The sequence below is a fragment of the Streptomyces sp. NPDC038280 genome (assembly GCF_055600045.1).
In genome coordinates this window covers 482,129-506,822 of sequence record NZ_JBVJYZ010000003.1, presented here as the reverse complement: position 1 = coordinate 506,822, position 24,694 = coordinate 482,129, and the positions used below count along the sequence as shown (strand labels likewise).

17 protein-coding genes are annotated in these 24,694 nt (G+C 72.1%); 5 read left to right on the top strand and 12 right to left on the bottom strand.

Features of this window, described 5'->3' with window-relative positions:
* Window positions 1-192: 192 nt before the first annotated feature.
* Window positions 193-993, bottom strand: coding sequence for a crotonase/enoyl-CoA hydratase family protein (locus tag ACZ7J0_RS10610; RefSeq protein WP_470885959.1), 801 nt, complete (start codon window positions 991-993; stop codon window positions 193-195).
* Between the two features lie 166 nt (window positions 994-1,159).
* Between ACZ7J0_RS10610 and ACZ7J0_RS10605 the strand changes: the two genes are divergently transcribed.
* The gene (locus tag ACZ7J0_RS10605) at window positions 1,160-2,782 is read left to right on the top strand and encodes an acyl-CoA synthetase (RefSeq protein ID WP_470885957.1); all 1,623 of its coding nucleotides are present in this window, start codon (window positions 1,160-1,162) and stop codon (window positions 2,780-2,782) included.
* A gap of 4 nt (window positions 2,783-2,786) precedes the next feature.
* Here the strand turns inward: ACZ7J0_RS10605 and ACZ7J0_RS10600 are convergent, their stop codons facing one another.
* A complete protein-coding gene (locus ACZ7J0_RS10600; protein ID WP_470885955.1) occupies window positions 2,787-3,659 on the bottom strand; it encodes an alpha/beta fold hydrolase in 873 nt (290 codons plus the stop codon).
* Between the two features lie 197 nt (window positions 3,660-3,856).
* Between ACZ7J0_RS10600 and ACZ7J0_RS10595 the strand changes: the two genes are divergently transcribed.
* Window positions 3,857-4,690, top strand: a complete 834-nt coding sequence (locus ACZ7J0_RS10595) for a pentapeptide repeat-containing protein (protein WP_470885953.1) — start codon at window positions 3,857-3,859, stop codon at window positions 4,688-4,690.
* On the opposite strand, the gene ACZ7J0_RS10590 is transcribed toward ACZ7J0_RS10595, so the two are convergent.
* Complete coding sequence (locus ACZ7J0_RS10590; RefSeq protein WP_470885951.1) at window positions 4,691-5,467, bottom strand: GNAT family N-acetyltransferase; 777 nt, start codon at window positions 5,465-5,467, stop codon at window positions 4,691-4,693.
* 169 nt (window positions 5,468-5,636) lie between these two features.
* On the opposite strand from ACZ7J0_RS10590, the gene paaK reads away from it, so the two are divergent.
* Window positions 5,637-6,923, top strand: coding sequence for a phenylacetate--CoA ligase PaaK (gene paaK / locus ACZ7J0_RS10585; RefSeq protein ID WP_470885949.1), 1,287 nt, complete (start codon window positions 5,637-5,639; stop codon window positions 6,921-6,923).
* On the opposite strand, the gene ACZ7J0_RS10580 is transcribed toward paaK, so the two are convergent.
* On the bottom strand, window positions 6,910-8,406 hold the full coding sequence (locus tag ACZ7J0_RS10580) for an acyl-CoA synthetase (RefSeq protein WP_470885947.1): 1,497 nt from the start codon (window positions 8,404-8,406) through the stop codon (window positions 6,910-6,912). The genes paaK and ACZ7J0_RS10580 overlap by 14 nt on opposite strands.
* A gap of 181 nt (window positions 8,407-8,587) precedes the next feature.
* Here ACZ7J0_RS10580 and ACZ7J0_RS10575 point away from each other — a divergent pair, with 181 nt between their 5' ends.
* Complete coding sequence (locus ACZ7J0_RS10575) at window positions 8,588-10,984, top strand: penicillin acylase family protein (protein ID WP_470885945.1); 2,397 nt, start codon at window positions 8,588-8,590, stop codon at window positions 10,982-10,984.
* Between the two features lie 53 nt (window positions 10,985-11,037).
* On the opposite strand, the gene ACZ7J0_RS10570 is transcribed toward ACZ7J0_RS10575, so the two are convergent.
* The 3 genes from ACZ7J0_RS10570 to ACZ7J0_RS10560 all read right to left on the bottom strand — a co-directional run bounded on the left by ACZ7J0_RS10570 (window position 11,038) and on the right by ACZ7J0_RS10560 (window position 14,980).
* Entirely contained in the window at window positions 11,038-12,138 is a 1,101-nt protein-coding gene (locus tag ACZ7J0_RS10570) for a calcium:cation antiporter (RefSeq protein ID WP_470885943.1), read from the bottom strand.
* A gap of 185 nt (window positions 12,139-12,323) precedes the next feature.
* On the bottom strand, window positions 12,324-13,874 hold the full coding sequence (locus tag ACZ7J0_RS10565) for an acyl-CoA synthetase (RefSeq protein ID WP_470885942.1): 1,551 nt from the start codon (window positions 13,872-13,874) through the stop codon (window positions 12,324-12,326).
* Window positions 13,871-14,980: an NAD(P)H-dependent flavin oxidoreductase gene (locus tag ACZ7J0_RS10560; RefSeq protein WP_470885940.1), complete on the bottom strand. Its 1,110-nt coding sequence runs from the start codon at window positions 14,978-14,980 to the stop codon at window positions 13,871-13,873. Before ACZ7J0_RS10560 ends, ACZ7J0_RS10565 begins: the two co-directional genes overlap by 4 nt.
* 150 nt (window positions 14,981-15,130) lie before the next feature.
* Here ACZ7J0_RS10560 and ACZ7J0_RS10555 point away from each other — a divergent pair, with 150 nt between their 5' ends.
* A complete protein-coding gene (locus ACZ7J0_RS10555) occupies window positions 15,131-16,954 on the top strand; it encodes a serine hydrolase domain-containing protein (protein ID WP_470885938.1) in 1,824 nt (607 codons plus the stop codon).
* 79 nt (window positions 16,955-17,033) lie between these two features.
* Here the strand turns inward: ACZ7J0_RS10555 and ACZ7J0_RS10550 are convergent, their stop codons facing one another.
* The 5 genes from ACZ7J0_RS10550 to ACZ7J0_RS10530 all read right to left on the bottom strand — a co-directional run bounded on the left by ACZ7J0_RS10550 (window position 17,034) and on the right by ACZ7J0_RS10530 (window position 24,379).
* Window positions 17,034-17,948, bottom strand: a complete 915-nt coding sequence (locus ACZ7J0_RS10550) for a LysR family transcriptional regulator (protein WP_470885937.1) — start codon at window positions 17,946-17,948, stop codon at window positions 17,034-17,036.
* Between the two features lie 18 nt (window positions 17,949-17,966).
* Window positions 17,967-19,160 (bottom strand): glycine C-acetyltransferase, encoded by a 1,194-nt coding sequence (locus ACZ7J0_RS10545; protein ID WP_470885935.1) that lies wholly within the window; start codon window positions 19,158-19,160, stop codon window positions 17,967-17,969.
* 173 nt (window positions 19,161-19,333) lie between these two features.
* Window positions 19,334-20,362, bottom strand: a complete 1,029-nt coding sequence (gene tdh / locus ACZ7J0_RS10540; protein ID WP_470885933.1) for an L-threonine 3-dehydrogenase — start codon at window positions 20,360-20,362, stop codon at window positions 19,334-19,336.
* 168 nt (window positions 20,363-20,530) lie between these two features.
* The gene (locus ACZ7J0_RS10535) at window positions 20,531-22,069 is read right to left on the bottom strand and encodes a phytoene desaturase family protein (RefSeq protein WP_470885931.1); all 1,539 of its coding nucleotides are present in this window, start codon (window positions 22,067-22,069) and stop codon (window positions 20,531-20,533) included.
* Between the two features lie 39 nt (window positions 22,070-22,108).
* On the bottom strand, window positions 22,109-24,379 hold the full coding sequence (locus tag ACZ7J0_RS10530; protein ID WP_470885929.1) for a serine/threonine-protein kinase: 2,271 nt from the start codon (window positions 24,377-24,379) through the stop codon (window positions 22,109-22,111).
* Window positions 24,380-24,694: the final 315 nt, after the last annotated feature.

Genomic DNA, 24,694 nt, shown 5'->3' with positions numbered 1-24,694 from the left:
TCCTCGGGACCTCCGCGCGTTCTTCCTTTCGACACCCGGGCCCCCTTCGGTTCACTCGCCGAGAGGGTCGGGGCCCGGCCGTCGGCCATGGGGGCCTGGGGGCCGGCTCGTGAGCGGGTCGTCGGGCACCGGCTGCGATCACAGCGGCATTCGTCGCCGGGCGGGGCGTGCGTGCGCGTGCCGTCCGGGCCGTCACTCGCGGCGGTAGACCGGGGCCCGTTTCTCCGCGAAGGCGCGGGCGCCCTCCTTGGCGTCGGCCGTGTCGAACACCGGCCAGCCGCGCGTCAGTTCCGCGGCGAGCCCGTCGGTCTCGGTCATCTCGGCCGTCTCGTACACCGAGGCCTTGACCGCCTCGACGGCGAGCGGCCCGCAGGCGTTGATCTGCTCGGCGATGGCCAGGGCCTTGTCCAGTGCGGTGCCGTCGGGGACGACCTGGCCGACGAGTCCGATGCGCGCGGCTTCCTCGGCGGTGTAGGGCCGCCCGGTGAGGAGCATCTCCAGCGCATGGGTGCGGGCGATCTGGCGGGGCAGGCGGACGGTGGAGCCGCCGATCGGGAAGAGACCGCGCCTGACCTCGAACAGACCGAAGGTGGCCGACGCGGCGGCGACGCGGATGTCCGTGCCCTGCAGGATCTCCGTACCGCCGGCGACGCAGTAGCCCTCGACCGCGGCGATCACCGGCTTGCGGGGGCGGTGGTGGCGCAGCATCGCCTTCCAGTGCAGATCGGGGTCGGCCTTCATCCGGTCCCGGTACTGCTCGCCCTCCATGCCCTTGCCGGCCAAGGCCTTGAGGTCCATGCCCGCGCAGAACGAGCCGCCCGCGCCGGTGAGCACGACGCTGCGGATCCCGTCGTCGGCGTCCGCCTCCAGCCAGCCGTCGTACAGGCCGACCAGCATCGGCAGCGAGAGCGCGTTCTTCGCCCCGGGCCTGTTCAAAGTGAGCACCAGTGTGGCGCCTTCGCGCTGCACGGTGAGGTGTTCCGTCCCACCCATTGCCGTCCTCCCGTCTCAAGACCTAGAACAGGTTGCAGTAGGTGGGGGCCCAGTTCAATAGTTTTCTGACACCCAGTCAGATTCTTCGCCGGCGCCCCTTCCCAGTTGTGGCCGTCGGCGCTCTAATGGCCGCCGAGCCAGTGAGGGCCCGGGGTCAGGAGGAATGGTGGAGTACAACCTTGCCGACCTGTTCGAGTCGGTCGTCGACGTGGTCCCCGACCGCGAGGCGCTCGTGTACATCGACCACCCCGGCACGGGAGCGGAGCGCCGGCTGACCTACGCCGGACTCGACGCCGCCGCCAACCGCATCGCCCACCATCTGATCGACTCCGGAATCCGGCCGGGCGAGCATCTCGGTCTGCACCTCTACAACGGCGTCGAGTACCTGCAGACCGTCCTCGCGTGCCTGAAGGCCCGGATCGTGCCGGTCAACGTCAACTACCGCTACGTGGAGGAGGAGCTCGTCTACCTCTACCGCGACGCGGACCTGGCGGCGCTCGTCTTCGACGCGGAGTTCACCGAACGGGTCGCGGCCGCGCTGCCGCAGACGGAGAAGCTGCGGCACCTGGTGCGGGTGGGGACCCCGCCGGAGGGCGCGCCCGTGCTCGGCTGCGCGGCGTTCACGGAGGCGGAGGCGGCCGGCTCATCGGAGCGGGGCTTCGGGCCCCGCTCCGCCGACGACCTGTTCATCATCTACACCGGCGGTACGACGGGGATGCCCAAGGGCGTCATGTGGCGGCAGGAGGACCTGTTCTTCGCGGGCCTCTTCGGCGGCGAGCCGGCGGGCGAGCCCGTGAAGCGCCCCGAGGAACTCGCCGAGCGGGTCGCGGCGGGCGGCCCCGGGCTCACCTTCTTCCCGGCTCCGCCACTCATGCACGGCACGTCGACGCTGACCTCGTTCGTCGCCTTCAACTACGGCCAGCGGGTCGCCCTGCACCGCAAGTACGTGCCCGAAGAGGTGCTCCGTACGATCGAGAAGGAGAAGGTGTCCAGCGTGTCGCTGGTGGGTGACGCGATGCTGCGGCCGCTCATCGACGCCCTGAAGGGGCCGCTCAGGGGCAGCGACCTGTCCTCGCTGTTCAGCATCTCCTCTTCAGGGGCGATCATGTCGGAGACGGTGCGGGCGGAGCTCCAGGAGCTCGTGCCGCACGTGCTGCTGCTGAACAACTTCGGGTCGTCGGAGTCCGGTTCCAACGGAAGGGCGACGGAGGATTCGGGCCCGGCGAAGGGCTTCCGGCTGCTCGTCAACGACCGCACGCAGGTGGTCGACCCCGCGACGCACGAGCCCACGCCGGTGGGTGAACCCGGCCGCATCGCCCAGCGCGGTCACGTTCCGCTCGGCTACTACAACGACCCGGAGAAGACCGCCGAGACCTTCTTCCAGAGGGACGGTGAGCGCTGGGTCCTGCTCGGCGACATGGCGACGGTCGACGACGAGGGCGTCGTCACGGTCCTCGGCCGGGGCTCCCAGTGCATCAACACGGGCGGCGAGAAGGTCTACCCGGAGGAGGTCGAGCAGGCGCTCAAGTCCCATCCGGACGTGTACGACGCGCTGGTCGCCGGGGTGCCCGACGCGAAGTGGGGCAACCATGTGGCGGCGGTCGTCCAGCTGAGGAGCGGGGCGGGGACGCTGGACCTGGAGTCCCTGCAGGCGCACTGCCGGACCCGGCTCGCCGGATACAAGGTGCCGCGCCAGCTGGTGATCACCGACCACATCCAGCGCTCGCCCAGCGGCAAGGCGGACTACCGCTGGGCGCGGTCGGTGGCCGCCGACGACGACGGCCGGTAGTCCCTCACACGCCGCTCACGGCGACCATCCGTCCGTCGGGGTCGAGGAAGGCGGCGACCGTACGCGCGAACGCGCCGGGGTCGTCCACCCAGGGGAAGTGCCCGGCGCGCGGCTGCACCACCAGGTCGCCCTGAGGGAACAACTCGGCCAGCTCGGCTCCCCGGGCGGGCGTCGGGCCGCCGTCGTAGGCGCCGGCGAGGACCAGGACGGGGGCGCCGACAGAGGCCAGCGCCGGTCGGGTCGCCTCCGGGTCGAAGGCGCCGTCGGCGTAGAAGAGGCCCCTGGCCTCCCAGTTGATCTCCTTCTCCGCGGCGGCGGCGTGCGCCTGGGCCGCCGCGTCCCAGCGCCCGTACGCGAAGGGATCGACGATCTTCACCAGCGTCCTCATGTCGGTGTCGCCGTCGAGGGACTCCAGCGCCGCCCGGCTCTCGGCGTACCAGGGCTCGCCCGAGTGGACCGCGACCGCCTCGTCCCACTCCTCGTCGGTGATGTCGATGCCGACGGCCCGCACGCCGGGGGTGACGAGGACCAGGGAGCGCACCCGCTCCGGGTGCGCGGCCGCGTACAGGGTCGCCAGATTGCCGGACGCCGAGTGGCCCAGGAGATCGATCCGCTCCAGGCCGAGGTGCGCGCGCAGCGCCTCGACATCGGCTACCTGCCGGTCGCAGCGGTACGAGCCGGGGTCGGTGGGCGCCGCGGAGTCTCCCGTGCCGCGCAGATCGAGCAGCACGAGGCTGCGGTGGGCGTCCAGGCCGCCGAGGTCGCCGAGGTAGCGGGAGGCGCGCATCGGGCCGCCCGGCAGGCAGATCAGTGGCTCCCCCTCCCCTCGTATCCGGTAGGAGAGTGCGGTTCCGTCGTACGCGCTGAACGTGGGCATGGCGTTGATCCTCATCGCCCGCGTGGCCCGGGGGCGACCGAGTTCGCCGAGAGCGGGAAGCGGACGGGGGCAGGAGCAGGAGCAGGAGCAGGAGCAGGGGCAGGGGCAGGGGCAGGGGAAACGATTTGTCCCGTCGCACCGGGGCGGGATGTAATCCTGGCATCGATCACCGTCGACACACCGAGGAAACGCACCCCGTGCCCGAGCGCCCCGAGACCACCGCCCCCGCAGCCGCCGCACTGAGCGGCGACTGCGCGAACTGTTTCGGGCTGTGCTGCGTCGCGCTGCCCTTCGCCGCGTCGGCCGACTTCGCGATCGACAAGCCCGCGGGGAAGCCGTGCCGGAACCTCCGCACCGACTTCCGCTGCGGTATCCACACCGAGCTGCGCGCCACCGGCTTCTCCGGCTGCACGGTCTACGACTGCTTCGGCGCCGGCCAGAAGGTCTCCCAGGTCACCTTCGGCGGCCAGGACTGGCGGGAGGCACCGGGCACCGCTCAGCAGATGTTCGACGTCTTCCCTGTGATGCGTCAGCTCCATGAGCTGCTGCGCTATCTCACCGAGGCGCTCGCGCTGCACGCCACCCGCTCGATCCATGCCGATCTGCGGCGCGCGCTGGAGCGGGTGGAGCGGCTGACGGAGGGCAGCGCCGACGAGGTGCGGGCGGTGGACGTGGCGGCCGTGCGGGGCGAGGTGAACACGCTCCTGCTGAAGACCAGTTCTCTGGTACGAGCCACGGCGGGGCGCAGGACGAAGAACCGACGGGGCGCCGACCTCCTCGGCGCCCGGCTGCGCGGCGCGGACCTTCGGGGCGCCGATCTGCGCGGTTCCCTGCTGATCGCCGCCGACCTCACCGGCGCGGACCTGCGCCTCGCCGACCTCATCGGAGCCGACCTGCGCGACGCCGACCTCACCGGCGCCGATCTGACGGGCGCCCTCTTCCTCACTCAGCCGCAGGTCAACGCGGCGAAGGGGGACGCGGCGACCAGGCTGCCGTCCGGTCTGACCCGCCCGGCGCACTGGTCGCGCTGATCAGGGGGTGTAGAGGTACGGAGTCGTGGTGGTGAGCGCCACGAAGCCGAGGCGCTGGAGGATGGGACGGCTCTGGTCGGACGCGTCGACCTGGAGGTAGCGGTAGCCGCGGTCGGCGGCGATGCGGGCGCGGAAGGCGATCAGGGCACGGTAGAGCCCGCGCCCGCGCCAGGCCTCGACCGTCCCGCCACCCCAGAGCCCGGCGAAGTCCTTGCCGGGGTTCAACTCCAGGCGGGCGGCGCTCACCGGTGTGCTCCCGGCCACGGCGACGACGGCCGCGACGGCGTCGGGGGCGGCCGCCTGCTGAGCGAGGAGCTGCCGCTCGAGGCGGGAGCCGTCCGTCCCGAAGGCCTGGTCGTGGACGTCCGTCACCAGCTTCACACCGGCCGCGTCGGTGACAGGGCGCAGCTCCACGCCGGCGGGCAGCTCGACGGCGGAGGAGACCTGTCGCGTCTCGCCGACCATCAGGGTCTCGTCCGGTTCGGCGGTGAACCCGGCGTCGAGGAGCCGGCTGCCGAGATCGGCGGGGCCGTCGTGTCCGTACGCCTTCCACTCGAAGGCGCGGCCGACAGAGGTGAAGTACCGGATCTGCTCCCTGATGGCCGCGTCGGCGTCGGCGGCGCCGAGGCTCGACCACAGGATGCCGTTCCAGGCGTGCGCGGGCCCCACCTGCCTGACCACGGGACCGTCCCGCTCCACCCGCGCCCCGGGGCCGTCGGGCCGGGCGTCGCGTCGCATCTGCCGGTCGTACAGCGCCCGCACCTCTTCATGATCCATGCGGCCCACTCCAGCACCGCGCGGAGCGGTGGGGCAATCGGATTTCCCCGGCAGAAAATCGCGCACGCCCCTTGCCAGGGGGCGCGACCTGCTGAATTACTGGCCCCGGAGACACAGACCGAATGATCGGTTGTCCGTTTTGGGATGGGTCGGGACGGGAGAGCGGCGAATGACGGATCTGCTGGACAGCGGGGAGCGGCTCGGCCGCGAGGAGCTCCAGGCGCTTCAGCTGGAGCGCCTGCGGGGCACCCTGCGGCACGCGTACGAGAACGTCGGCTTCTACCGGCAGGCCTTCGACAAGGCGGGCCTGCGCCCCGAGGACTGCCGCACGCTCGCCGATCTCGCCCGCTTCCCCTTCACGTCCAAGACGGATCTGCGCGACCACTACCCGTTCGGCATGTTCGCCGTGGACCAGTCCGCGATCCGTCGCATCCACGCCTCCAGCGGTACGACGGGACGCCCCACGGTCGTCGGCTACACCGACCGCGACCTGGACGTCTGGGCGGACGTGGTGGCCCGCTCCATCCGCGCGGCGGGCGGCCGGCCCGGGCAGAAGGTCCATGTCGCCTATGGATACGGCCTGTTCACCGGCGGGCTGGGCGCTCACTACGGCGCCGAGCGGCTGGGCTGCACCGTCATCCCCGCCTCCGGAGGCATGACCGCCCGTCAGGTCCAGCTCATCCAGGACTTCCGCCCCGAGATCATCATGGTCACCCCGTCGTACATGCTCACCCTCCTCGACGAGTTCGAACGGCAGGGCGTCGACCCCCGGACGACGTCACTGAAGGTCGGCATATTCGGCGCCGAGCCGTGGACCGAGGAGATGCGACGCGAGATCGAGGAGCGGTTCGCGATCGACGCGGTCGACATCTACGGCCTGTCGGAGGTGATGGGCCCGGGCGTGGCCCAGGAGTGCGTGGAGACCAAGGACGGACTGCACATCTGGGAGGACCACTTCTATCCGGAGGTCGTCGACCCCTTCACCGGCGAGGTGCTGCCGGACGGGGAGCAGGGCGAGCTGGTCTTCACGTCCCTGACCAAGGAGGCGATGCCGGTGATCCGCTACCGCACCCGGGACCTGACCCGACTGCTGCCGGGTACGGCACGGGTGTTCCGCCGCATGGAGAAGGTCACCGGGCGCAGCGACGACATGGTGATCCTGCGCGGGGTGAACCTCTTCCCCACCCAGATCGAGGAGATCGTGCTGCGCACGCCGGGGGTGGCACCGCACTTCCAGCTGAGGCTGACCCGCGAGGGCCGGCTCGACGAGCTGACCGTACGGGCCGAGGCGCGGGCCGGGGCGACGCCCGAACAGCGCGCGGAGGCGGCTCGGGCGATCGCGTCGGCCGTCAAGGACGGCATCGGCGTGTCGGTCGGGGTCGAGGTGGTCGACCCCGAGACGCTGGAGCGGTCGGTGGGGAAGATCAAACGGATCGTGGACCTCAGGCAGACGTGAAGCGGTCCCGCAATTCCCGCTTGAGGATCTTCCCGCTGGCGTTGCGCGGCAGCTCATCCACGAACAGGATCCTCTTCGGGGCCTTGAAGGGGGCGAGCTTCTCCCGGGCATGGGCGATCAGTTCGGCCTCGGTCACCTCTTCGCGCGGTACCACCACGGCGGTGACGGCCTCGATCCAGCGCTCGTCGGGGAGACCCACGACGGCTGCCTCGGCGACGGCCGGGTGGGTGTAGAGGGCGTCCTCCACCTGGCGGGAGGCGATCAGGACTCCCCCGGAGTTGATGACGTCCTTCACCCGGTCGACGACGGTGTAGTACCCCTCGCTGTCGCGCACGGCGAGGTCGCCGGAGCGGAACCAGCCGTCGCGGAACGCCTCCGCCGTCTCGGCGGGCTTGTCCCAGTACCCCTCGCACAACTGCGGGGAACGGTAGACGACCTCGCCGGGGGTGCCGTCGGGAACGTCCTTGCCCTCCTCGTCCACCACGCGGGCCTCGACGAAGCGCACGGGCCGGCCGCAGGAGTCCATGCGGCCCTCGTGCTCGTCGGGCCCGAGGACGGTGGCCAGGGGGCCGATCTCGCTCTGGCCGAAGCAGTTGTGGAAGCGCAGCCCGGGCAGCCGGTCCCGGAGCCTCTCCAGTACGGGCACGGGCATGATCGAGGCGCCGTAGTACGCCTTGCGCAGGGCGCCCAGTTCGCGGGTCGCGAAGTCCGGGTGGTTCGCGAGGCCGATCCAGACGGTCGGCGGAGCGAAGAGGCTGTCGGCCCGCCCGGATTCGATCAGGTCGAAGATCCGGGCGGGATCGGGCGCGTCGAGGATGGTGTTCTCCGCGCCGACCGCGAGGTACGGCAGCAGGAACACATGCATCTGCGCCGAGTGGTAGAGCGGCAGCGAGTGGACGGGCCGGTCGGTCTCCTGGAGGTCGAGGGCCGTGATGGCGCTGACGTACTCGTGGACCAGGGCGCGGTGCGTCATCATCGCGCCCTTGGGCAGGGCGGTGGTACCGGAGGTGTACAGCAGCTGGACGAGGTCGCCGGGGGCGCCGACCGGTTCGTGGGCGCGCGGATTCGCGAGGGCGGTCAGCAGGGAGTCGGCGGTGTCGCGCAGGGCGAGAACGGGGAACCCGTCCGGGACGCGGGGCGCGAGATCCGGATCGGCGAGGACCAGTGAGCTTCCGGACTGGCGCAGGATGTAGGCCAGGTCGTCCCCGGTGAGGTGGTGGTTGACCGGCACATGGACGAGCCCGGCGCGGGAGCAGGCGAGGAAGGCGATCAGATAGGCGTCGGAGTTGTGCCCGTAGGTGGCGACGCGGCTTCGCGGGGCGAGCGCGTGCCCGCTCAGCACGGCGGCCGCCGTGGACACGGCCGCGTCCAGCTCGGCGTAGGTCCAGGAGCGGTCGGCGTACCGCACGGCGGTCCGGTCGGGGGTGCGCTGCGCGCTGTGGCGCAGGATGCCGTCGACGGTGCTGCTGAGGAGGCGTTCCATGGCTGGATCCTCGGGGGCGGGACGGGGCGGGTCAAGACTGCGGACGGGTCGCGGACGGTCGCCCTTCATGGCGGTGCGACAGGGGTCCGTACCTCGGATACCGAACGGGATGTTGACAACGGGTCCGCCGGCTGCGTGCATGGTCCAACCACCCTTCACTCCAGTTCCGTTGGGAGGCACCTTGCTCTTCCTGACCCGTGCGAGACACCTGGTCCTCGCCGTCGCCGCGCTGGCCACCGTCGCCGCCGCGCTGCCACGGACCGCCGTCGCGGACACCGACTCCGGTGGCCGCCACCATCCGTCGGGCGGCGCTCTGTCCGCCGTCATCCGCTACACCGAGTACGGCATCCCGCACATCGTGGCGAAGGACTACGCGACTCTGGGCTTCGGCACCGGCTGGGCCCAGGCCGCCGACCAGGTGTGCACGCTCGCCGACGGTTTCGTGACCGTGCGAGGCGAGCGCTCGCGGTACTTCGGTCCCGACGGCGCCCCCGACGGTTCGCTGTCGTCCGCGACGAAGAACCTCTCCAGCGACCTGTACTTCAAGGGGGTACGGGACGCGGGCACCGTCGAGGGACTTCTCGGCCGGCCCGCACCGCGCGGCCCGAGCCGGCAGGTGAAGGAGCTGATGCGCGGCTGGGCGTCCGGATACAACGCGTGGCTGCGGCAGAACCGCGTCACCGACCCCGCCTGCAAGGGCGCCGACTGGGTACGGCCCGTCACCCCACTCGACGTCGCGAGGCGCGGCTTCGCAGTGTCGGTGCTGGGCGGACAGGGCCGGGGCGTCGACGGGATCACCGCCGCCCAGCCCCCCGCGGCCCCCTCAGGGGCCGGCAGTTCCGACGCGGCGGTGGACCCGGCCCGTACGGCGGAGGCCGCGCGCGCCCTGTTCGCCGCCGAGAACGCGACCATGGGATCCAACGCGGTGGCGTTCAGCGGGCGCACGACCGCGAACGGGCGCGGGCTGCTCCTGGGCAACCCGCACTACCCCTGGCAGGGCGGCCGCCGCTTCTGGCAGTCGCAGCAGACCATACCCGGCGAACTGAACGTCTCCGGCGCCTCGTTGCTCGGCACGACCGTCGTCAACATCGGCTTCAACGACAAGGTCGCCTGGAGCCACACCGTCGCGACGGGTGTCCCCCTCAATCTGCACCAGCTCACGCTGGACCCGGCCGACCCGACCGCCCATCTGGTGGACGGAAAGCCGGAGCGGATGGTGAGGCGTACGGTGACCGTACCCGTCAAGGACGGCGGCCAGGTGACCCGTACGCAGTGGTGGACCCGGTACGGTCCGGTCGTCACCGGGCTCGGCGCCCAGCTGCCGCTCCCCTGGTCGACGACGACGGCGTACGCCCTCAATGACCCCAACGCCGCCAATCTGCGCGGCTCGGACACCGCGCTGGCCTTCGGCAGATCCCGCTCGACCGGGGAGATCCTGGACGCGCTGCGCCGTACACAGGGCCTGCCGTGGGTGAACACAGTCGCTGCGGACTCGGCCGGGCACTCCCTCTTCACCCAGTCGCAGGTCCTGCCCCGGATCACCGACGAGCTCGCGCAGCGCTGCTCCACGCCGCTCGGGAAGGTCACCTATCCGGCGTCGGGCGTGGCGGTTCTCGACGGGTCGCGCGCGGACTGCGCGCCGGGCTCCGACCCGGACGCGCTGCAGCCGGGCGTCTTCGGACCGTCGAGGATGCCGGTGCTGCGGGACGCGCCGTACGCGGAGAACTCCAACGACAGCGCGTGGCTGGCCAACGCGGACCGGCCGCTGACCGGCTACGAGCGGGTCTTCGGCACCATCGGCACGCCCCGCTCGCTGCGGACCCGGGGCGGTGTCGAGGACGTCGCGGCGATGGCGGCGAAGGGCGGCCTGACGGTGGCCGATCTACAGCGCCAGCAGTTCGCGAACCGGGCACCGGCCGGGGATCTGGCCGCCGCCGACGCGGCGAAGGCGTGCCCGGCCGCGCTGCCGGGTGACCCGGAGGCTTGCCGGGTCCTCGGTTCCTGGGACAGGACCGTGAACACGGACAGCCGGGGCGCGTTGCTCTTCGACCGGTTCTGGCGGAAGTTCACCGGCGCCGCGCCGCTCGCCGAGCAGTGGAAGGTGCCGTTCGACGCGGCCGATCCGGTCCGTACGCCGCACACGCTCAACACCGCGTCGCCGGCGTTCGCGAAGTCGCTCACCGATGCGGTGGCCGAGTTGCGCGCGGCGGGGATCGCGCTGGACGCGCCGCTCGGGGCCCACCAGTTCGTCGTACGCAACGGCACGCGCCTCCCGGTCTCCGGCGGTACGGAATCGCTGGGCATCTGGAACAAGGCCGAGCCGGTGTGGAACGCGGGGGCCGGTGGCTACACGGAGGTGGCGCACGGCACCAGCCACGTCCAGGCCGTGGGCTGGGACGGCGGCCGCTGCCCCGTCGCGCGGACGCTGCTGACGTACTCCCAGTCCTCCAACCCGGCGTCTCGCCATTACAGCGACCAGACCGAGCTGTTCTCGGGTGAGCGCTGGGTGACGTCCCGCTTCTGCGAGAAGGACATCGCGCGCTCGCCGGCGCTGAGGGTGGTGAGGGTGCGGGGCTGACTCCACCGCGGCTCCGCCGGAGAAGTGCCGGCGGAGCCGCGTCGGGTCCGCCGTCAGGGGGTGAACGAAAGGAAGACGAAGGCCGCGAAGATCGCCAGATGGACGCCGCCCTGCAGCAGGGTCGCGCGGCCCGGGACCACGGTGAGCGCGCTGACCACGGCGGTGAGCGCGAGCAGGACCATGTGGAGGGCGCCCAAGCCCAGGACGAGCGGGCCGGAGAGCCAGATCGAGGCGAGAGCGATCGCGGGGATGGTCAGGCCGATGCTGGCGATGGCCGAGCCGTAGGCGAGGTTGAGACTGGTCTGCATCCGGTCGTTGCGGGCGGCGCGGACGGCCGCGAGGGTCTCGGGCGCGAGCACCATCAGGGCGATGACGACACCGACGACGGCCTTCGGCAGTCCGGCGGATTCGACGCCGTCCTCGATGGTCGGGGAGACGAGTTTGGCGTTGCCGACGACGGCGACGAGCGCCACGAGCAGCAGGCCGACGCTCCACCAGGTCTCGCGGACGGTCGGCGGAGGGGCGTGTTGCGAGGGGTCGGCCGCCTTCCCGTCGGGGGTGACGGGCAGGAAGTAGTCCCGGTGCCGCACGGTCTGCACGGTGACGAACACCCCGTACAGGCACAGCGAGGCGACCGCGGCGAAGGTGAGCTGGGTGCCGGTGAACTCGGGGCCTGGCCGGCTCGTCGTGAACGTCGGGAGGACCAGCGTCATGGCGGCGAGCGTGCACACGGTGGCGAGCGCGCCGCCGGAGCCTTCCGCGTTGAAGACGGCGACACGGTTGCGCAGGGCGCCCACCAGCACGGACAGCCCCACGATGCCATTGCAGGTGATCATGACGGCGGCGAAGACGGTGTCCCTGGCGTAGGTCGAGGTCTTCTCGCCGCCGCCCGCCATCAGGGTGACGATGAGTCCGACCTCGATGACGGTGACGGCGACGGCAAGCACGAGCGAGCCGAACGGCTCGCCGACCCGGTGGGCGACGACCTCGGCGTGGTGGACGGCGGCCAGGACCGCGCCGACGAGACAGAGCGCGACAAGGCCGACGGCCAACCCGGGCAGGTCGCGGCCCCAGGCCACGCCGAGGGCCACCGCCGCGATCACCGGCACCCAGGTGGTCCACTGCCGTGTCAGGCCTGCCGCGCCGGTACTCATGCGGCCACGCTGCCAGAGGGGCAGGGGGGCCGCACGGTGTGCTCCGCCGATGGGACGGGCCGGTGGGGCGGACGCGCGGGGACCGACTCGGGAGGCACTCAGGGGACGCGGTCCGGGAATGCTCCCGGGCCATCGGTCGTCCGGCCGCCCGCCTCACGCGGGCAGCCGGGTGTCACGCCTCCCTGTCACATCGCGCGCTGACGACCCTCCCAGTACGGGTCCCGCAGCCGCCGCTTGTAGAGCTTGCCGTTCGGGTCGCGGGGCATGGTCTCGATGAAGTCGACCGACTTGGGGCGTTTGTAGCCGGCCAGGCGCTCCTCGCAGTGGGCGAGGAGGGCCGCGGCCAGGTCGGGGCCGGGTTCATGGCCGTCGGCCGGTTCCACGACGGCCTTGACCTCCTCGCCCCAGTCCGCGTGCGGGATGCCGAAAGCGGCGGCGTCGGCGACGGCGGGGTGGCTGAGGAGCGCGGCCTCGATCTCGGCGGGGTAGATGTTCACTCCCCCGGAGATGATCATGTCGATCTTGCGGTCGCGCAGGAACAGATAGCCGTCCTCGTCGAGGACGCCGAGGTCGCCGACGGTGAAGAAGTCACCGATCCGGTTCTTCGCGGTCTTCGCCTCGTCCTTGTGGTAGCTGAAGCCGCCGGTGGACATCTTCATGTACACCGTGCCGAGTTCGCCGGGCGGCAGCCGGTTTCCGTCGTCGTCGAAGACGGCGAGTTCGCTGATGGGCCACGCCTTGCCGACCGTACCCGGCTTCTTCAGCCAGTCCTCGGCTGTGGCGAAGGCACCGCCGCCCTCACTCGCGGCGTAGTACTCCTCCACGCAGTGGCCCCACCAGTCGATCATCGCCCGTTTGACGTGGTCGGGGCAGGGCGCGGCGCCGTGGATGGCATGGCGCATCGAGGAGACGTCGTAGCGGCGGCGCACCTCCTCCGGGAGCGAGAGGAGGCGGTGGAACTGGGTCGGGACCATGTGCGTATGCGTGCAGTCGTAGGCGTCGATGACCCTCAGCATCTCCTCGGGCGACCACTTGTCCATCAGGACGAGGGGATGGCCGATGTGCAGCGCCGCGCCCGCGAACTGGAGCACCGCCGTGTGATAGAGCGGCGAGCAGACCAGATGGACATTGCCGTCGAACGGCTTGATGCCGAAGATGCCGAGGAATCCGCCGAGGTAGGTCTCCTCCGGAGGCTTGCCGGGCAGCGGGCGCCGGATGCCGCGCGGGCGACCCGTGGTGCCCGAGGTGTAGTTCATCACCCAGCCGAGGGTGCGGTCGTCCGGCGCCGAGGTGGGCTGTCCCGCGAGGAGTTCGGCGTACGGCCGGAACCCCTCGACGGCCCCCACCGCGTAGCGCCGCGAGGCGGCCAGCTTCGCCTCGTCGGCGGCGGCCCGCGCCGCGGCCGCGAACCGCTCGTGGGCGATGAGGACCTTGGCGCCGGAGTCGGAGACGATCCAGGCGATCTCCGGACCGACCAGGTGGTGGTTGACCGGGACGAGATAAAAGCCGGCCTGGGACGCGGCGAGGTAGGCGGTGAGGAACTCGACGCCGTTGGGAAGCACGACCGCGAAGGCGTCACCGTGGCGGAGGCCGGCCGCGCGCAGCGCGTGGACGAGCCGGTTGACGTCGGCGTGCAGCCGGCCGGCCGTCCACTCCTCACCGTCCGGCGCGATCAGGACCGTGCGCTCCGGGTCGGCGGCCGCCTGCGCCCAGAAGCCGTTCGGGGGCTGGTTCATGACTGGCTCCGTCCCGCGATGCGAGTGATCCGGTCCACGGCCCGCTCGAAGCCGCTGGTCAGCTCGTCGAACACCTGCCCCACGCTGCGCTCGGAGTTCATCCGGCCGACGATCTGGCCGACCGGAGTGCCGAGCAGCGGGTCGACCTCGTACTTCTGGATCCGGGAGACGGCCTCGGCGACCAGCAGCCCCTGCAGCGGCATCGGCAGGGTCCCGGGCCCGGCCGGGTCGTCCCAGGCGTCGGTCCACTCGGTGCGCAGCTGCCGGGCGGGTTTGCCGGTGAGCGCGCGGGAGCGGACGGTGTCACCGGACCCGGCGGCGAGCAGCTTGGCGGTCAGCGCGCGGGAGTGGAGGTCGGCCTCGGTGGTGGTGAGCCAGAGGGAGCCGAGCCACACGCCCTGCGCGCCGAGGGCCAGCCCGGCGGCGATCTGTTCACCGCTGCCGATACCGCCCGCGGCGAGTACGGGCAGCGGACCGACGGCGTCGACCACTTCGGGCGTGAGGACCATGGAGGCGATCTCGCCGGTGTGGCCGCCCGCCTCGTAGCCCTGGGCGACGACGATGTCGATGCCGGCCTCGGCGTGGTGGCGAGCGTGTTTGGCGCTGCCGGCCAGGGCGGCGACGAGGACACCGTGGTCGTGGGCGCGTGCCACGACGTCGGCGGGGGGTGACCCGAGGGCGTTGGCGAGGAGTTTGATGGGGTAGTCGAAGGCGACGTCGAGCTGGTTGCGGGCGACCTGTTCCATCCAGCCGGTGATGCGCCATCCCGACGCCTCGCCCTCGGCGAGTTCCGGGACGCCGTGCTTGGCCAGGGTGTCGCGGACGAACTGGCGGTGCCCCTCGGGGATCATCGCCTCCACATCGGCCTCGCTCACCCCTTCCACCTTCTTGGCGGGCATGACGACGTCGAGGCCGTAGGGCAGGCCGTCGGTGTGGTCCTGCATCCAGTCCAGGTCGCGCGCGAGGTCGTCGGGGGCCGTGTAGCGGACCGCGCCGAGGACGCCGAAGCCGCCGGCCCGGGTGATGGCGGCGGCCACCGCGGGGAAGGGAGTGAAGCCGAAGATGGCGTGCTCGATCCCCAGTTTTCTGCTCAGCTCCGTCTTCATGGGCGGCAGGATGCCGCAGTGCGCCGGACGAGGGAAGAGATTTTCTGATGCTGTGTCAGATTCTTTGACCGCCTTGACGCCCCCTCACCCTGGTAAGAAAGTTTCACGTGTTGCGGGGAGGGCCGAAGGATTCTTTCAGGGAGGGTGAGGATGGCGGAGGACACGGCGGGCGCGGCGACCGGAGGGATCAGCCGGCGCCTGTTCTCGGGCGGGGCCCTGGCCCTGGGAGGTGCGCTGGTGATCGGTTCGGTTCCGGGGGTCGCGGCCGCGGGCGCGCCGGGCGGCGACGCGCGTACGGCGGTGGGCCCCGGCGCCCACCCCGCGACGACGCTGCGCCGCGGCTCGGCCGAGCGGGCCGGGCTCCTCCAGGAGCACCTGGACGCTCTCGTCGCCGATGCCGAAAGGTTCCTCTCCCCCTCCCCCGCGCATCCCTGGTACGCAGGCGCCGTACTGCTCGCCGGACGCGGCGGGACCGTGGCCCTGCACCGGCCGATCGGCAAGGCGGTGCGCTACGCGGGGTACGACGAGAAGACCGACACCGGCGTCGAGTTGCCGCCCGAGCGGCAGATCGCGATGACCGAGGACACGGTGTTCGACCTCGCCTCCGTCACGAAACTCTTCACCTCCATCCTGGCGGTGCGTCGGATCGAGCAGGGGGCGCTGGCCCTCGAGGAGAAGGTGACGGCGTATCTGCCGTTGTTCGGGGGTGGTGGCAAGCAGGACGTCACGATCCGTCAGCTGCTGACCCACACCTCGGGGTTCCGCTCGTGGGTCCCGCTCTACAAGGAGCCGACCCGGGAGGGGAAGCTCCGGCTGCTGTGGAACGAGCGGCTGGCGAAGCCGGCCGGAAGCACGTACCTCTACTCCGACCTCAACCTCATCTCGCTCCAGCTCGTCCTGGAGGAGATCACCGGTCACTCCTTGGATGTACTGCTCCGAAACGAGATCACCGCTCCACTCGGGATGCGGCGCACGCGTTTCAATCCGCCCGCCTCCTGGCAGCCCGGGATCGCCGCCACGGAGGATGCCCGGCTCCCCTGGTCGGGCCTGGAACGCGGCCTCGTGTGGGGAGAGGTCCACGACGAGAACGCGCACGGCTTCGGCGGTGTAGCCGGGCACGCGGGGGTCTTCTCCTGCGCCTGGGACCTGGCCGTCCTCGCCCGAACGCTCCTCAACGGCGGCTCGTACGGCCCCGCCCGTATCCTTCGGCCGGAGTCGGTGGAGCTGATGTTCACCGACTTCAACACCGCCTTCCCCGGGGACGAACACGGCCTCGGCTTCGAGCTCTACCAGCACTGGTACATGGGCGCGATGGCCACCCCGCGCACGGCGGGGCACACCGGCTTCACCGGCACCAGCCTGGTCCTGGACCCGACGACCGACTCGTTCCTGATCGTCCTGGGCAACTCCGTCCATCCGGTGCGCACCTGGCGCTCGGGCTCCGCTCCCAGGGTGGCCGCCGCCAACCATCTGGCCCGCGCCGTCCCCGTACGCCCGCGGCGCGGCCGCGCCGCCTGGTTCGCGGGCCTCGGCGGCGGCACCACGGCGACGCTCACCCTGCCGGTCCTCTCCCCCGGCTCCGCCGGTGCGAGGCTGCGCTGCGCCCTGTGGTGGGACATCGAACCGGGTGCGGACGCGCTGTTCCTCGAGGCCTCGGCCGACTCCGGGGCCACCTGGACACCGGTGCCGTTCACGACCGCACGCGAGGGCGAGGAGCCGACGTCCCACCCGAAGGGTTCGGTGACGGGCTGGTCGGGCCGGGTCTGGCACCGCGTGCGGGCGGACCTCACCGCCTGGCGCGATGTCCCCGTGCGGCTGCGCTGGCGCTATACGACCGACCAGCTCTACGTGGGGCGCGGGGTGTATGTGGACGGCCTGCGGGTCCGAGGCGGCCGCCGCGTCCTCTTCGACGAGTCCCGCCCGGCGGACCGGGCCCGGATCGAGGCGGACGGCTGGACGCCCTCGGCCGACTGAGCCGACTCCAGCGCGTCCACGGGCCTCCCGCACGGCCGATACCGGGAGCGCCCCGTCCGACCGCGCTGTCAGGACCGGGTCACCCCAGCGGCTGGAGCGCCGCCGCCGACTCCAGCGCCGTCAGCACCGGGCGGATCAGGGGGTGGTTCTCCGCGCCCCGGCGGACCGCCGCGAAGACGCGGCGGGTGGGCGCCACGCCGTCGACCGGCCGGATCACGACGTCCGAGAGTTCCATGCCGCGCAGCGCCGAGCGGGGGACGAGCGCCACGCCGGCCGCGGCCGAGGCCAGCGAGACGACGGCGCGGAAGTCGTCGGAGGAGTGTTCCAGGCGGGGCTCGAAGCCGGCGTACTCGCAGGCCAGGACCACCACGTCATGGCAGGGGTTGCCGGGGTACGGACCGATCCACGGGTCCTTCGCGAGGTCGGCGACCGCCACCTGCTCGCGGCCGGCCAGCGCGTGGCCGACCGGCAGGACCGCGTCGAAGGGCTCGGCGTAGAGCGGAACCCGGGTCAGCCGGGCGTCGTCCTCGCCGGGCGCGCCCCGGTACTCGACGGCCACGGCCATGTCGACCTGCCGGTCCAGCACCATGATCAGGCTCGCGTCGCCCTCGGCGTCGCGGACTCGGACCCGGATGCCGGGCGAGGAGCGGGCGAGTTCCGTGATCGCGGGGGCCACGACCAGGCCGATCCCGGTCGCGAAGGCCGCCACGGTCACCGTGCCCGCCTCCCCGGAGCCATAGGCGGCGAGCTCGGACTCGGCCCGCTCCAGCTGGGCCAGTACGGCATTGGCGTGGCTGAGCAGGATCTCTCCGGCGGGGGTCAGCCGAACGCCCCTCGCACTGCGCTCGACCAGGCGGTGCCCGGTCTCCTGCTCCAGGGCGGCCAGCTGCTGCGAGACGGCCGAGGGCGTGAGATAGAGCGCGGCGGCAGCCGCGGTGACCGTGCGGTGGTCGGCCACCGCACGGAGGATGTGCAGCCGCCGCGCTTCGATCATGCGCCCAGTCTCGCAGGTCTAAAGGGCGGACCTCGCCTCGACGAACGCGGCCACGGCGCGGTGCACGTCGTCGGTGGAGTGCGCCGCCGACAGCTGGACGCGGATACGGGCCTGGTCCTGCGGGACGACCGGGTACGAGAAGCCGATGACGTAGACCCCGCGCTCGAGGAGGAGCTCGGCCATCATCGCCGCCTCGGCCGCGTCCCCGATCATCACCGGGGCGATGGCGTGGTCGCCGGGCAGGACGTCGAAGCCCTCCTCGGTCATCCGCGTGCGGAACAGCCTGGTGTTCTCGGCCAGCCGCTCGCGCAGGTCGCCCGCCGACTCCAGCAGATCGATGACCTTGAGGGAGGCGGCCGCGATGACCGGGGCGAGGGTGTTGGAGAAGAGGTACGGGCGCGAGCGCTGACGCAGCAGCGCGACGATCTCGGCGCGGGCGGCGACATAGCCACCGGACGCGCCGCCCAGTGCCTTGCCGAGGGTGCCGGTGATGATGTCGACACGGTCCATGACGCCGTGCAGCTCGGGGGTGCCGCGGCCGCCGGGGCCGACGAAGCCGACGGCGTGCGAGTCGTCGACCATGACCATGGCGTCGTAGCGCTCGGCGAGGTCGCAGATCTCGGCCAGCGGGGCGACGTAGCCGTCCATGGAGAACACGCCGTCGGTGACGACGAGCTTGCGGCGCGCCCCGCCCTCGGTGGCCTCCTTGAGCTGCTGCTCCAGGTCGGCCATGTCGCGGTTGGCGTAGCGGAAGCGGCGGGCCTTGGACAGGCGGATGCCGTCGATGATCGAGGCGTGGTTGAGGGCGTCGGAGATCACCGCGTCCTCGGCGCCGAGGAGGGTCTCGAAGACGCCGCCGTTGGCGTCGAAGCAGGAGGAGTAGAGGATCGTGTCCTCCTGGCCGAGGAAGGAGGAGAGCCGCTGCTCCAGCTCCTTGTGGACCTCCTGGGTGCCGCAGATGAAGCGGACGGAGGCCATGCCGTAGCCCCAGCGGTCGAGCGCCCCGTGGGCGGCGGCGATCACCTCGGGGTGGTCGGCGAGGCCCAGGTAGTTGTTGGCGCAGAAGTTCAGCACCTCACCGGGGCGGCCGCCCGCGGTGACCGCGACGGTCGCCGACTGGGGGGTTCCGATGACGCGCTCGGGCTTGTGCAGACCGGCGGCGCGGATCTTGTCGAGGGTGGTGCGCAGGTCGTCGCGTACGGAGTCGAACATGAATTACCTTCGGGTCGAGGGCGAGTGAGCCGATGGGGCGCGCGGGCGTCGAAAGGGATGGGGGTCCCCCCGCCGAAGGCAGGGGGAGCGCGGAGGTCCTGAGGAACGAAGGACCGAGCACGATCGGCCGTCGACGCACGCTTCAGCGCCCCGGAGGTGAACCGAGCCTCACATCAGACAGTCCAGTCGAGGATGATCTTGCCGCCGAGGCCGCTCGCGGCGTCGTCGAAGGCGGCCTCGTGGTCCTGGTAGGAGTAGCGGCCGGTGATCACCGGACTGAGGTCGAGGCCGCCTTCCAGGAGCACCGACATCGCGTACCAGGTCTCGAACATCTCGCGGCCGTAGATGCCCTTGATCGTGATCATCGAGGTGACGATCCGGGACCAGTCGACGGGGAATTCCTGCGAGGGCAGGCCCAGCATCGCGATACGGCCGCCGTTGGTCATGTTGGCGATCATGTCGCGCATCGCCTCGGGGCGGCCGGACATCTCCAGGCCGATGTCGAAGCCCTCGCGCAGGCCCATGGCCCGCTGGCCCTCGGCGATGGTGGTCTCGGCGACATTGAGGGCGAGGCTCACCCCGACCTTGCGGGCCAGCGCCAGGCGCGCCTCGCTGACGTCGGTGATCACCACGCTGCGGGCGCCGGCGTGCTTGGCGACGGCCGCGGCCATGATGCCGATCGGCCCGGCGCCGGTGATGAGGACGTCCTCGCCGACCAGCGGGAAGGACAGGGCGGTGTGCACGGCATTGCCGAAGGGGTCGAAGACGGCGGCGATGTCGAGGTCGACGGGCACCCGGTGGACCCACACATTGGCGGCGGGCAGAGCGACGTATTCGGCGAAGGCGCCGTCGCGGCCGACGCCGAGGCCGACCGTGGCGCGGCACAGGTGGCGACGGCCCGCGAGACAGTTGCGGCACTTGCCGCAGACGAGGTGGCCCTCGCCGCTGACCAGGTCACCGGCCTTGATGTCCGCCACGTCGCGGCCGGTCTCCACGACCTCGCCGACGAACTCGTGGCCGACGGTCAGCGGCGTCGCGATGGACTTCTGGGCCCAGCCGTCCCAGGCGCGGATGTGCAGATCCGTCCCGCAGATTCCGGTGCGGAGCACCTTGATCAGGACGTCTCGCGCCCCGATCTCCGGCTCGGGCACGTCCGTGAGCCAGAGGCCCGGCTCCGCCTTCTGCTTGACCAGCGCCTTCAATGCAATGGCTCCTGACGTACGAGTCCTGTGACAAGGAGGGTGGGCACGTGTGATGGCACCCAAGATCCCTGGCTGAAATCTTCCGTACGTCGGCCCTGCGGTCCATCGAGGTTTTCTTAACCGCTGCCACAGCTTGGCTTCATGCCCGAGCCCGGGCGGCATGTCGCGTCAACGGCCGAGTACCGCCATCGCCGCGTTGTGGCCGGGGATGCCGCTCACCCCGCCGCCCCTGACCGCGCCCGCTCCGCAGAGCAGGACATTGGCGTGGGCGGTCTCCACTCCCCAGCGGCCGGTGGACTCACTCGCGTACGGGAACGCGAGGTCGCGGTGGAAGATGTGGCCGCCGGGCAGGCGCAGGTCCCGTTCCAGGTCGAGCGGGGTCTTGGCCTCGACGCAGGGGCGGCCTTCGGCGTCGACGGCCAGGCAGTCGGCGATCGGCTCGGCGAGATGGGCGTCGAGTTCGGCGAGGGTGGACGTGAGGAGGGCCGCGCGGGCCGCGTCGTTGTCGTCGGTGAACAGCCGGGCCGGGGTGTGCAGGCCGAAGAGGGTCAGGGTCTGGTAGCCACGGGCGGCGAGTTCCGGTCCGAGGATCGACGGGTCGGTGAGCGAGTGGCAGTAGATCTCGGACGGCGGCGCGGCCGGCAGCCGTCCCTCGGCGGCCTCCCGGTACGCGGTGCCCAACTGCCCGTACCCCTCGGCGATGTGGAAGGTGCCGGCGAACGCCTCGCGCGGGTCGACGGAGGTGTCCTTGAGCTTCGGGAGCCGGGTCAGGAGCATGTTGACCTTCAGCTGCGCACCTTCCGCGGCCTCGGGCGCGGGCGCGTCGAGGAGGGTGGCGAGTGCCTGGGGCGAGGCGTTGACCAGGACGTGCCGCGCCGCGACGCGTCCCTCGCCGCTGTCCGTGCGGTACGAGACCTCCGCGGACCGCCCGTCGGTCTCGATCCGAGTGGCCTCGTGGCCGGTGACGATCTCGGCGCCCGCCGCCCGTGCCGCGTCCGCGAGGGCGTCGGTGAGCGCGCCCATCCCGCCGACGGGGACGTCCCAGTCGCCGGTTCCGCCGCCGACGACGTGGTAGAGGAAGCAGCGGTTCTGGACCAGGGAGGGGTCGTGGGCGTCGGCGAAGGTGCCGATCAGCGCGTCGGTGAGGACGACGCCGCGGACGAGGTCGTCGCCGAACTCCCGCTCGATGGCGACCCCGATGGGCTCCTCGAAGAGCGTCCGCCAGGTCTCGTCCTCGTCGATCCTGGCGCGCAGCTCCTCGCGCGTGGGCAGCGGCTCGGTCAGGGTCGGGAAGACGCGCTCGGCGACCTGCCGGGTCCTTCCGTAGAAGCGCTCCCAGGACGCGTACTCCCGGTCCGAGCCGGTCAGCGCGCCGAAGGAGGCGCGGGTGCGCTCGGGTCCGCCGCCGACCAGCAGACCGCCGTCGCCCTTGGGCGTGTACGAGGAGACGGTCCGCTTGCGGACGGCGAACCGCAGGCCCAGCTCGCGCACGATCGTGTCGGGAAGCAGCGAGACCAGGTACGAGTAGCGCGACAGGCGGGCGTCCACGCCCGCGAACGGCCGGGTGGAGATGGCCGCCCCGCCGGTGGTGCCGAGGCGTTCCAGGACGAGGACGGTGTGCCCCGCGCGGGCGAGGTAGGCGGCGGCGACCAGTCCGTTGTGGCCGCCGCCCACGATGACGGCGTCGTACGAGCGCTGTGCTGGCATGGCTCTTCGTAACACGCGTCGTGCGGTGTGCGCGAGGGGTCAGGGGGCGGCACTGTCGAGCCGGCGGCGCAGCGCCGCCACCCGCCGGTACACCTCGACGGCCTCGGCGTGCCGGCCGAGCTGCTCCAGGCAGTGCGCCTCGTCATTGCGGCCGGCGAGGGTGTCGGGGTGGTCGCCACCGAGGACGCGTTCACGGGATTCGGCGACCTGCCGGTAGACGGCGAGGGCGTCGCCCCAGCGGCCGAGCCAGCCGAGACCGACCGCGATCTCGCGGCGGCTGACCAGCGTGTCCGGATGGTCGGCGCCGAGGACCCGCTCGCGGAGCGCGCAGACGTCACGGGCCTCCGCCAGGGCCTCCTCCCAGCGGGCGAGCCGGCCGAGGTTGACGCCGAGGCCGTGGCGAGCGCGCAAGGTCTCGGGGTCGGCGGGGCCGTGGACGCGGGTGCGGGCCCCGACGAGGTCCCGGTAGAGGGTCAGCGCTTCGGCGCTGCGGCCGAGCCGGCCGAGGCTGATGCCGACCTCGTAGCGGGCGGCGAGGGTGTCGGCGTGGTCGGCGCCGAGGACGGCGGCGCGGGCCTCGGCGACTTCGCGGTAGGTCGCCAGCGCCTCCGGCCAGCGTCCCAGCTGCCCCAGGGTGTAGGCGACTTCGTAGCGGGTGACCAGCGTGTCGGGGTGCCCGGCGCCCAGCAGGCGGGCGCGCGCCTCGGCCACGTCGTGCGCCAACCGGTAGGACTCCTCGAGGCGGCCCAGCCGGCCCAGGTTGAAGGCCAGGTTGTGGCGGCAGCGCAGGGTGTCGGGATGGTCGGGTCCCATGGTGCGTTCCCGGGACGCGAGCACCGCCGCGTACACCTGGTGGGCGTCGACGTGACGTCCGAGCCGGCCCAGTACGTACGCCATCTCCTGGCGGGCGGCGAGCGTGTCGGGGTGGTCGGGACCGAGGGTCCGGGCGCGGCCCTCGGCGACGCCGCCGAACTCCCGCAGCGCGTCGGCGTCGCGCCCGGTCCTGCTGAGGGTGAAGCCGACTTCGTAGCGGCTGGCGAGGGTGTCGGGGTGCTCGGGGCCGAGGAGTTGCCCGCGCTCGACGGCGACCGAGCGGTGCACCTCGCCGGCCTCCTCCCAGCGGCCGAGGCGGCCGAGGCTGAGGCCCGCGCTGTGCCGGCTGTGCAGGACCGCGGTCTGTTCCGGCGACGGCGTGGGGCGGTCCGGGCGCGGCGGCGCGTGCAGCGGGTGCGCGGCGACGTGCGGCACCGGGAGCGAGGGGTCCGTGGGGACGCCGGGCACGATCGGCGCGGGGGCGGTCCACTCCCCCGTCAGGCCGGCCGACGGGTCGTGCGGGGTGGTGCGCGGTCCGGACGTTCCGGCGGCCTTGTGTCCGGTGGTCATGCCGTGCGTCCAGGACGGCAGCCGAGGGGCGCGCGAGGGCGGCTGCGGCGGCCGGACGGACGGTTCGACCAGGACGGGGCCGGAGCGGCCCGAGAGGATCCTGCGGCGCAGGTCGGCGGCGTCGCCGGGCCGCCCTTCGGGCTTCTTGGCGAGCAGGTCGAGGACGATCCGGTCGAGATAGCCGGGCAGTTCGGCCCGGTGGGCGCGCAACGGCTCGGGCGAGGTGTCGCGGTGTCCGACGAGGACTGCCCAGGCGTCGTCGAGATCGAAGGGCGGGACGCCGGTGGCGATCTCGTACAGGACGCAGCCGAGTGAGTACAGATCGCTGCGGTGGTCCACTTCGCCGCCGCTGATCTGCTCGGGCGACATGTAGTGGGGGGTGCCCATGGCGATGCCGGTGCCGGTGAGCCGCGAGGTGAAGCCGATGTCGGCGGCGAGGCGCGCTATCCCGAAGTCGCAGATCTTCACGGCGCCGTCGCCCAGCCGCATGATGTTGGCGGGCTTGAGGTCGCGGTGGACGATGCCTTGGCGGTGGGTGTAGTCGAGGGCGTCTGCGACCTGTTCGGCGATGTCCACGACGTCGTCGACGGGGAGCGGGTGCTGCTTGTTCTCCTCCAGGAGCTGGCTGAGGTTGCGGCCGTCGAGGAGCTCCATCACCAGATAGAGCACGCCGTCGTCCTCGCCGAAGTCATGGACGACGGTGACGCCCCGGTGCTGGAGCGCGGCGGCCACACGGGCCTCGCGGCGGAAACGCTCGCGCAGGATCCGCATGAAGTCCTTGTCCTGCTGCGGTCCCAGCGGTTTGAGGCACTTGACGGCGACGCGACGGCCGAGCGCCTCGTCGGTGGCGCTCCACACCTCGCCCATGCCGCCGCGCCCGATTTGTTCGATCAACCGGTACCGGCCCTGGATCAGCCTGTCCGCCATCGCGTGCTGTCGCCCCCGTCATTTCGCTGCGCCCTCCCCGGCCCGAACAGTATGGCCGCCCGTCTGCGGAGTTTGTACGGGGCGGGGGGTGGCGGCCCCGAGTCGTGACCTGGGCGGGTGGGCAGGAAGGGGCGCTGGTGGCCCTGCGGGGCTCCTGGGATCGCGGCGCTGTGCCGTGCCGGCAGCGGTGGGCGGGGGTGGGAGGGCCGCCGGGGCGGCGTCGGTCTGTCGTACGGCTCATGGACGTGAGGGGGCGAGGAGGCGTACGCGCGAGCTGCCGCGCGCCGCCGGATCGGTGCGCGCGCCGCGGGGAAC

Bases quoted from the DNA above. Each gene is read 5' to 3' on its own strand.
- ACZ7J0_RS10600 (WP_470885955.1), bottom strand. From the start codon at position 3,659: ATGCCCACGTTCAGCGCGTACGACGGAACCGCACTCTCCTACCGGATA.
- ACZ7J0_RS10545 (WP_470885935.1), bottom strand. From the start codon at position 19,160: ATGTTCGACTCCGTACGCGACGACCTGCGCACCACCCTCGACAAGATC.
- ACZ7J0_RS10535 (WP_470885931.1), bottom strand. From the start codon at position 22,069: ATGCCAGCACAGCGCTCGTACGACGCCGTCATCGTGGGCGGCGGCCAC.
- ACZ7J0_RS10590 (WP_470885951.1), bottom strand. From the start codon at position 5,467: ATGGATCATGAAGAGGTGCGGGCGCTGTACGACCGGCAGATGCGACGC.
- ACZ7J0_RS10555 (WP_470885938.1), top strand. From the start codon at position 15,131: ATGGCGGAGGACACGGCGGGCGCGGCGACCGGAGGGATCAGCCGGCGC.
- ACZ7J0_RS10560 (WP_470885940.1), bottom strand. From the start codon at position 14,980: ATGAAGACGGAGCTGAGCAGAAAACTGGGGATCGAGCACGCCATCTTC.
- ACZ7J0_RS10580 (WP_470885947.1), bottom strand. From the start codon at position 8,406: ATGGAACGCCTCCTCAGCAGCACCGTCGACGGCATCCTGCGCCACAGC.
- ACZ7J0_RS10530 (WP_470885929.1), bottom strand. From the start codon at position 24,379: ATGGCGGACAGGCTGATCCAGGGCCGGTACCGGTTGATCGAACAAATC.
- paaK (WP_470885949.1), top strand. From the start codon at position 5,637: ATGACGGATCTGCTGGACAGCGGGGAGCGGCTCGGCCGCGAGGAGCTC.
- ACZ7J0_RS10570 (WP_470885943.1), bottom strand. From the start codon at position 12,138: ATGAGTACCGGCGCGGCAGGCCTGACACGGCAGTGGACCACCTGGGTG.
- ACZ7J0_RS10550 (WP_470885937.1), bottom strand. From the start codon at position 17,948: ATGATCGAAGCGCGGCGGCTGCACATCCTCCGTGCGGTGGCCGACCAC.
- ACZ7J0_RS10610 (WP_470885959.1), bottom strand. From the start codon at position 993: ATGGGTGGGACGGAACACCTCACCGTGCAGCGCGAAGGCGCCACACTG.
- ACZ7J0_RS10565 (WP_470885942.1), bottom strand. From the start codon at position 13,874: ATGAACCAGCCCCCGAACGGCTTCTGGGCGCAGGCGGCCGCCGACCCG.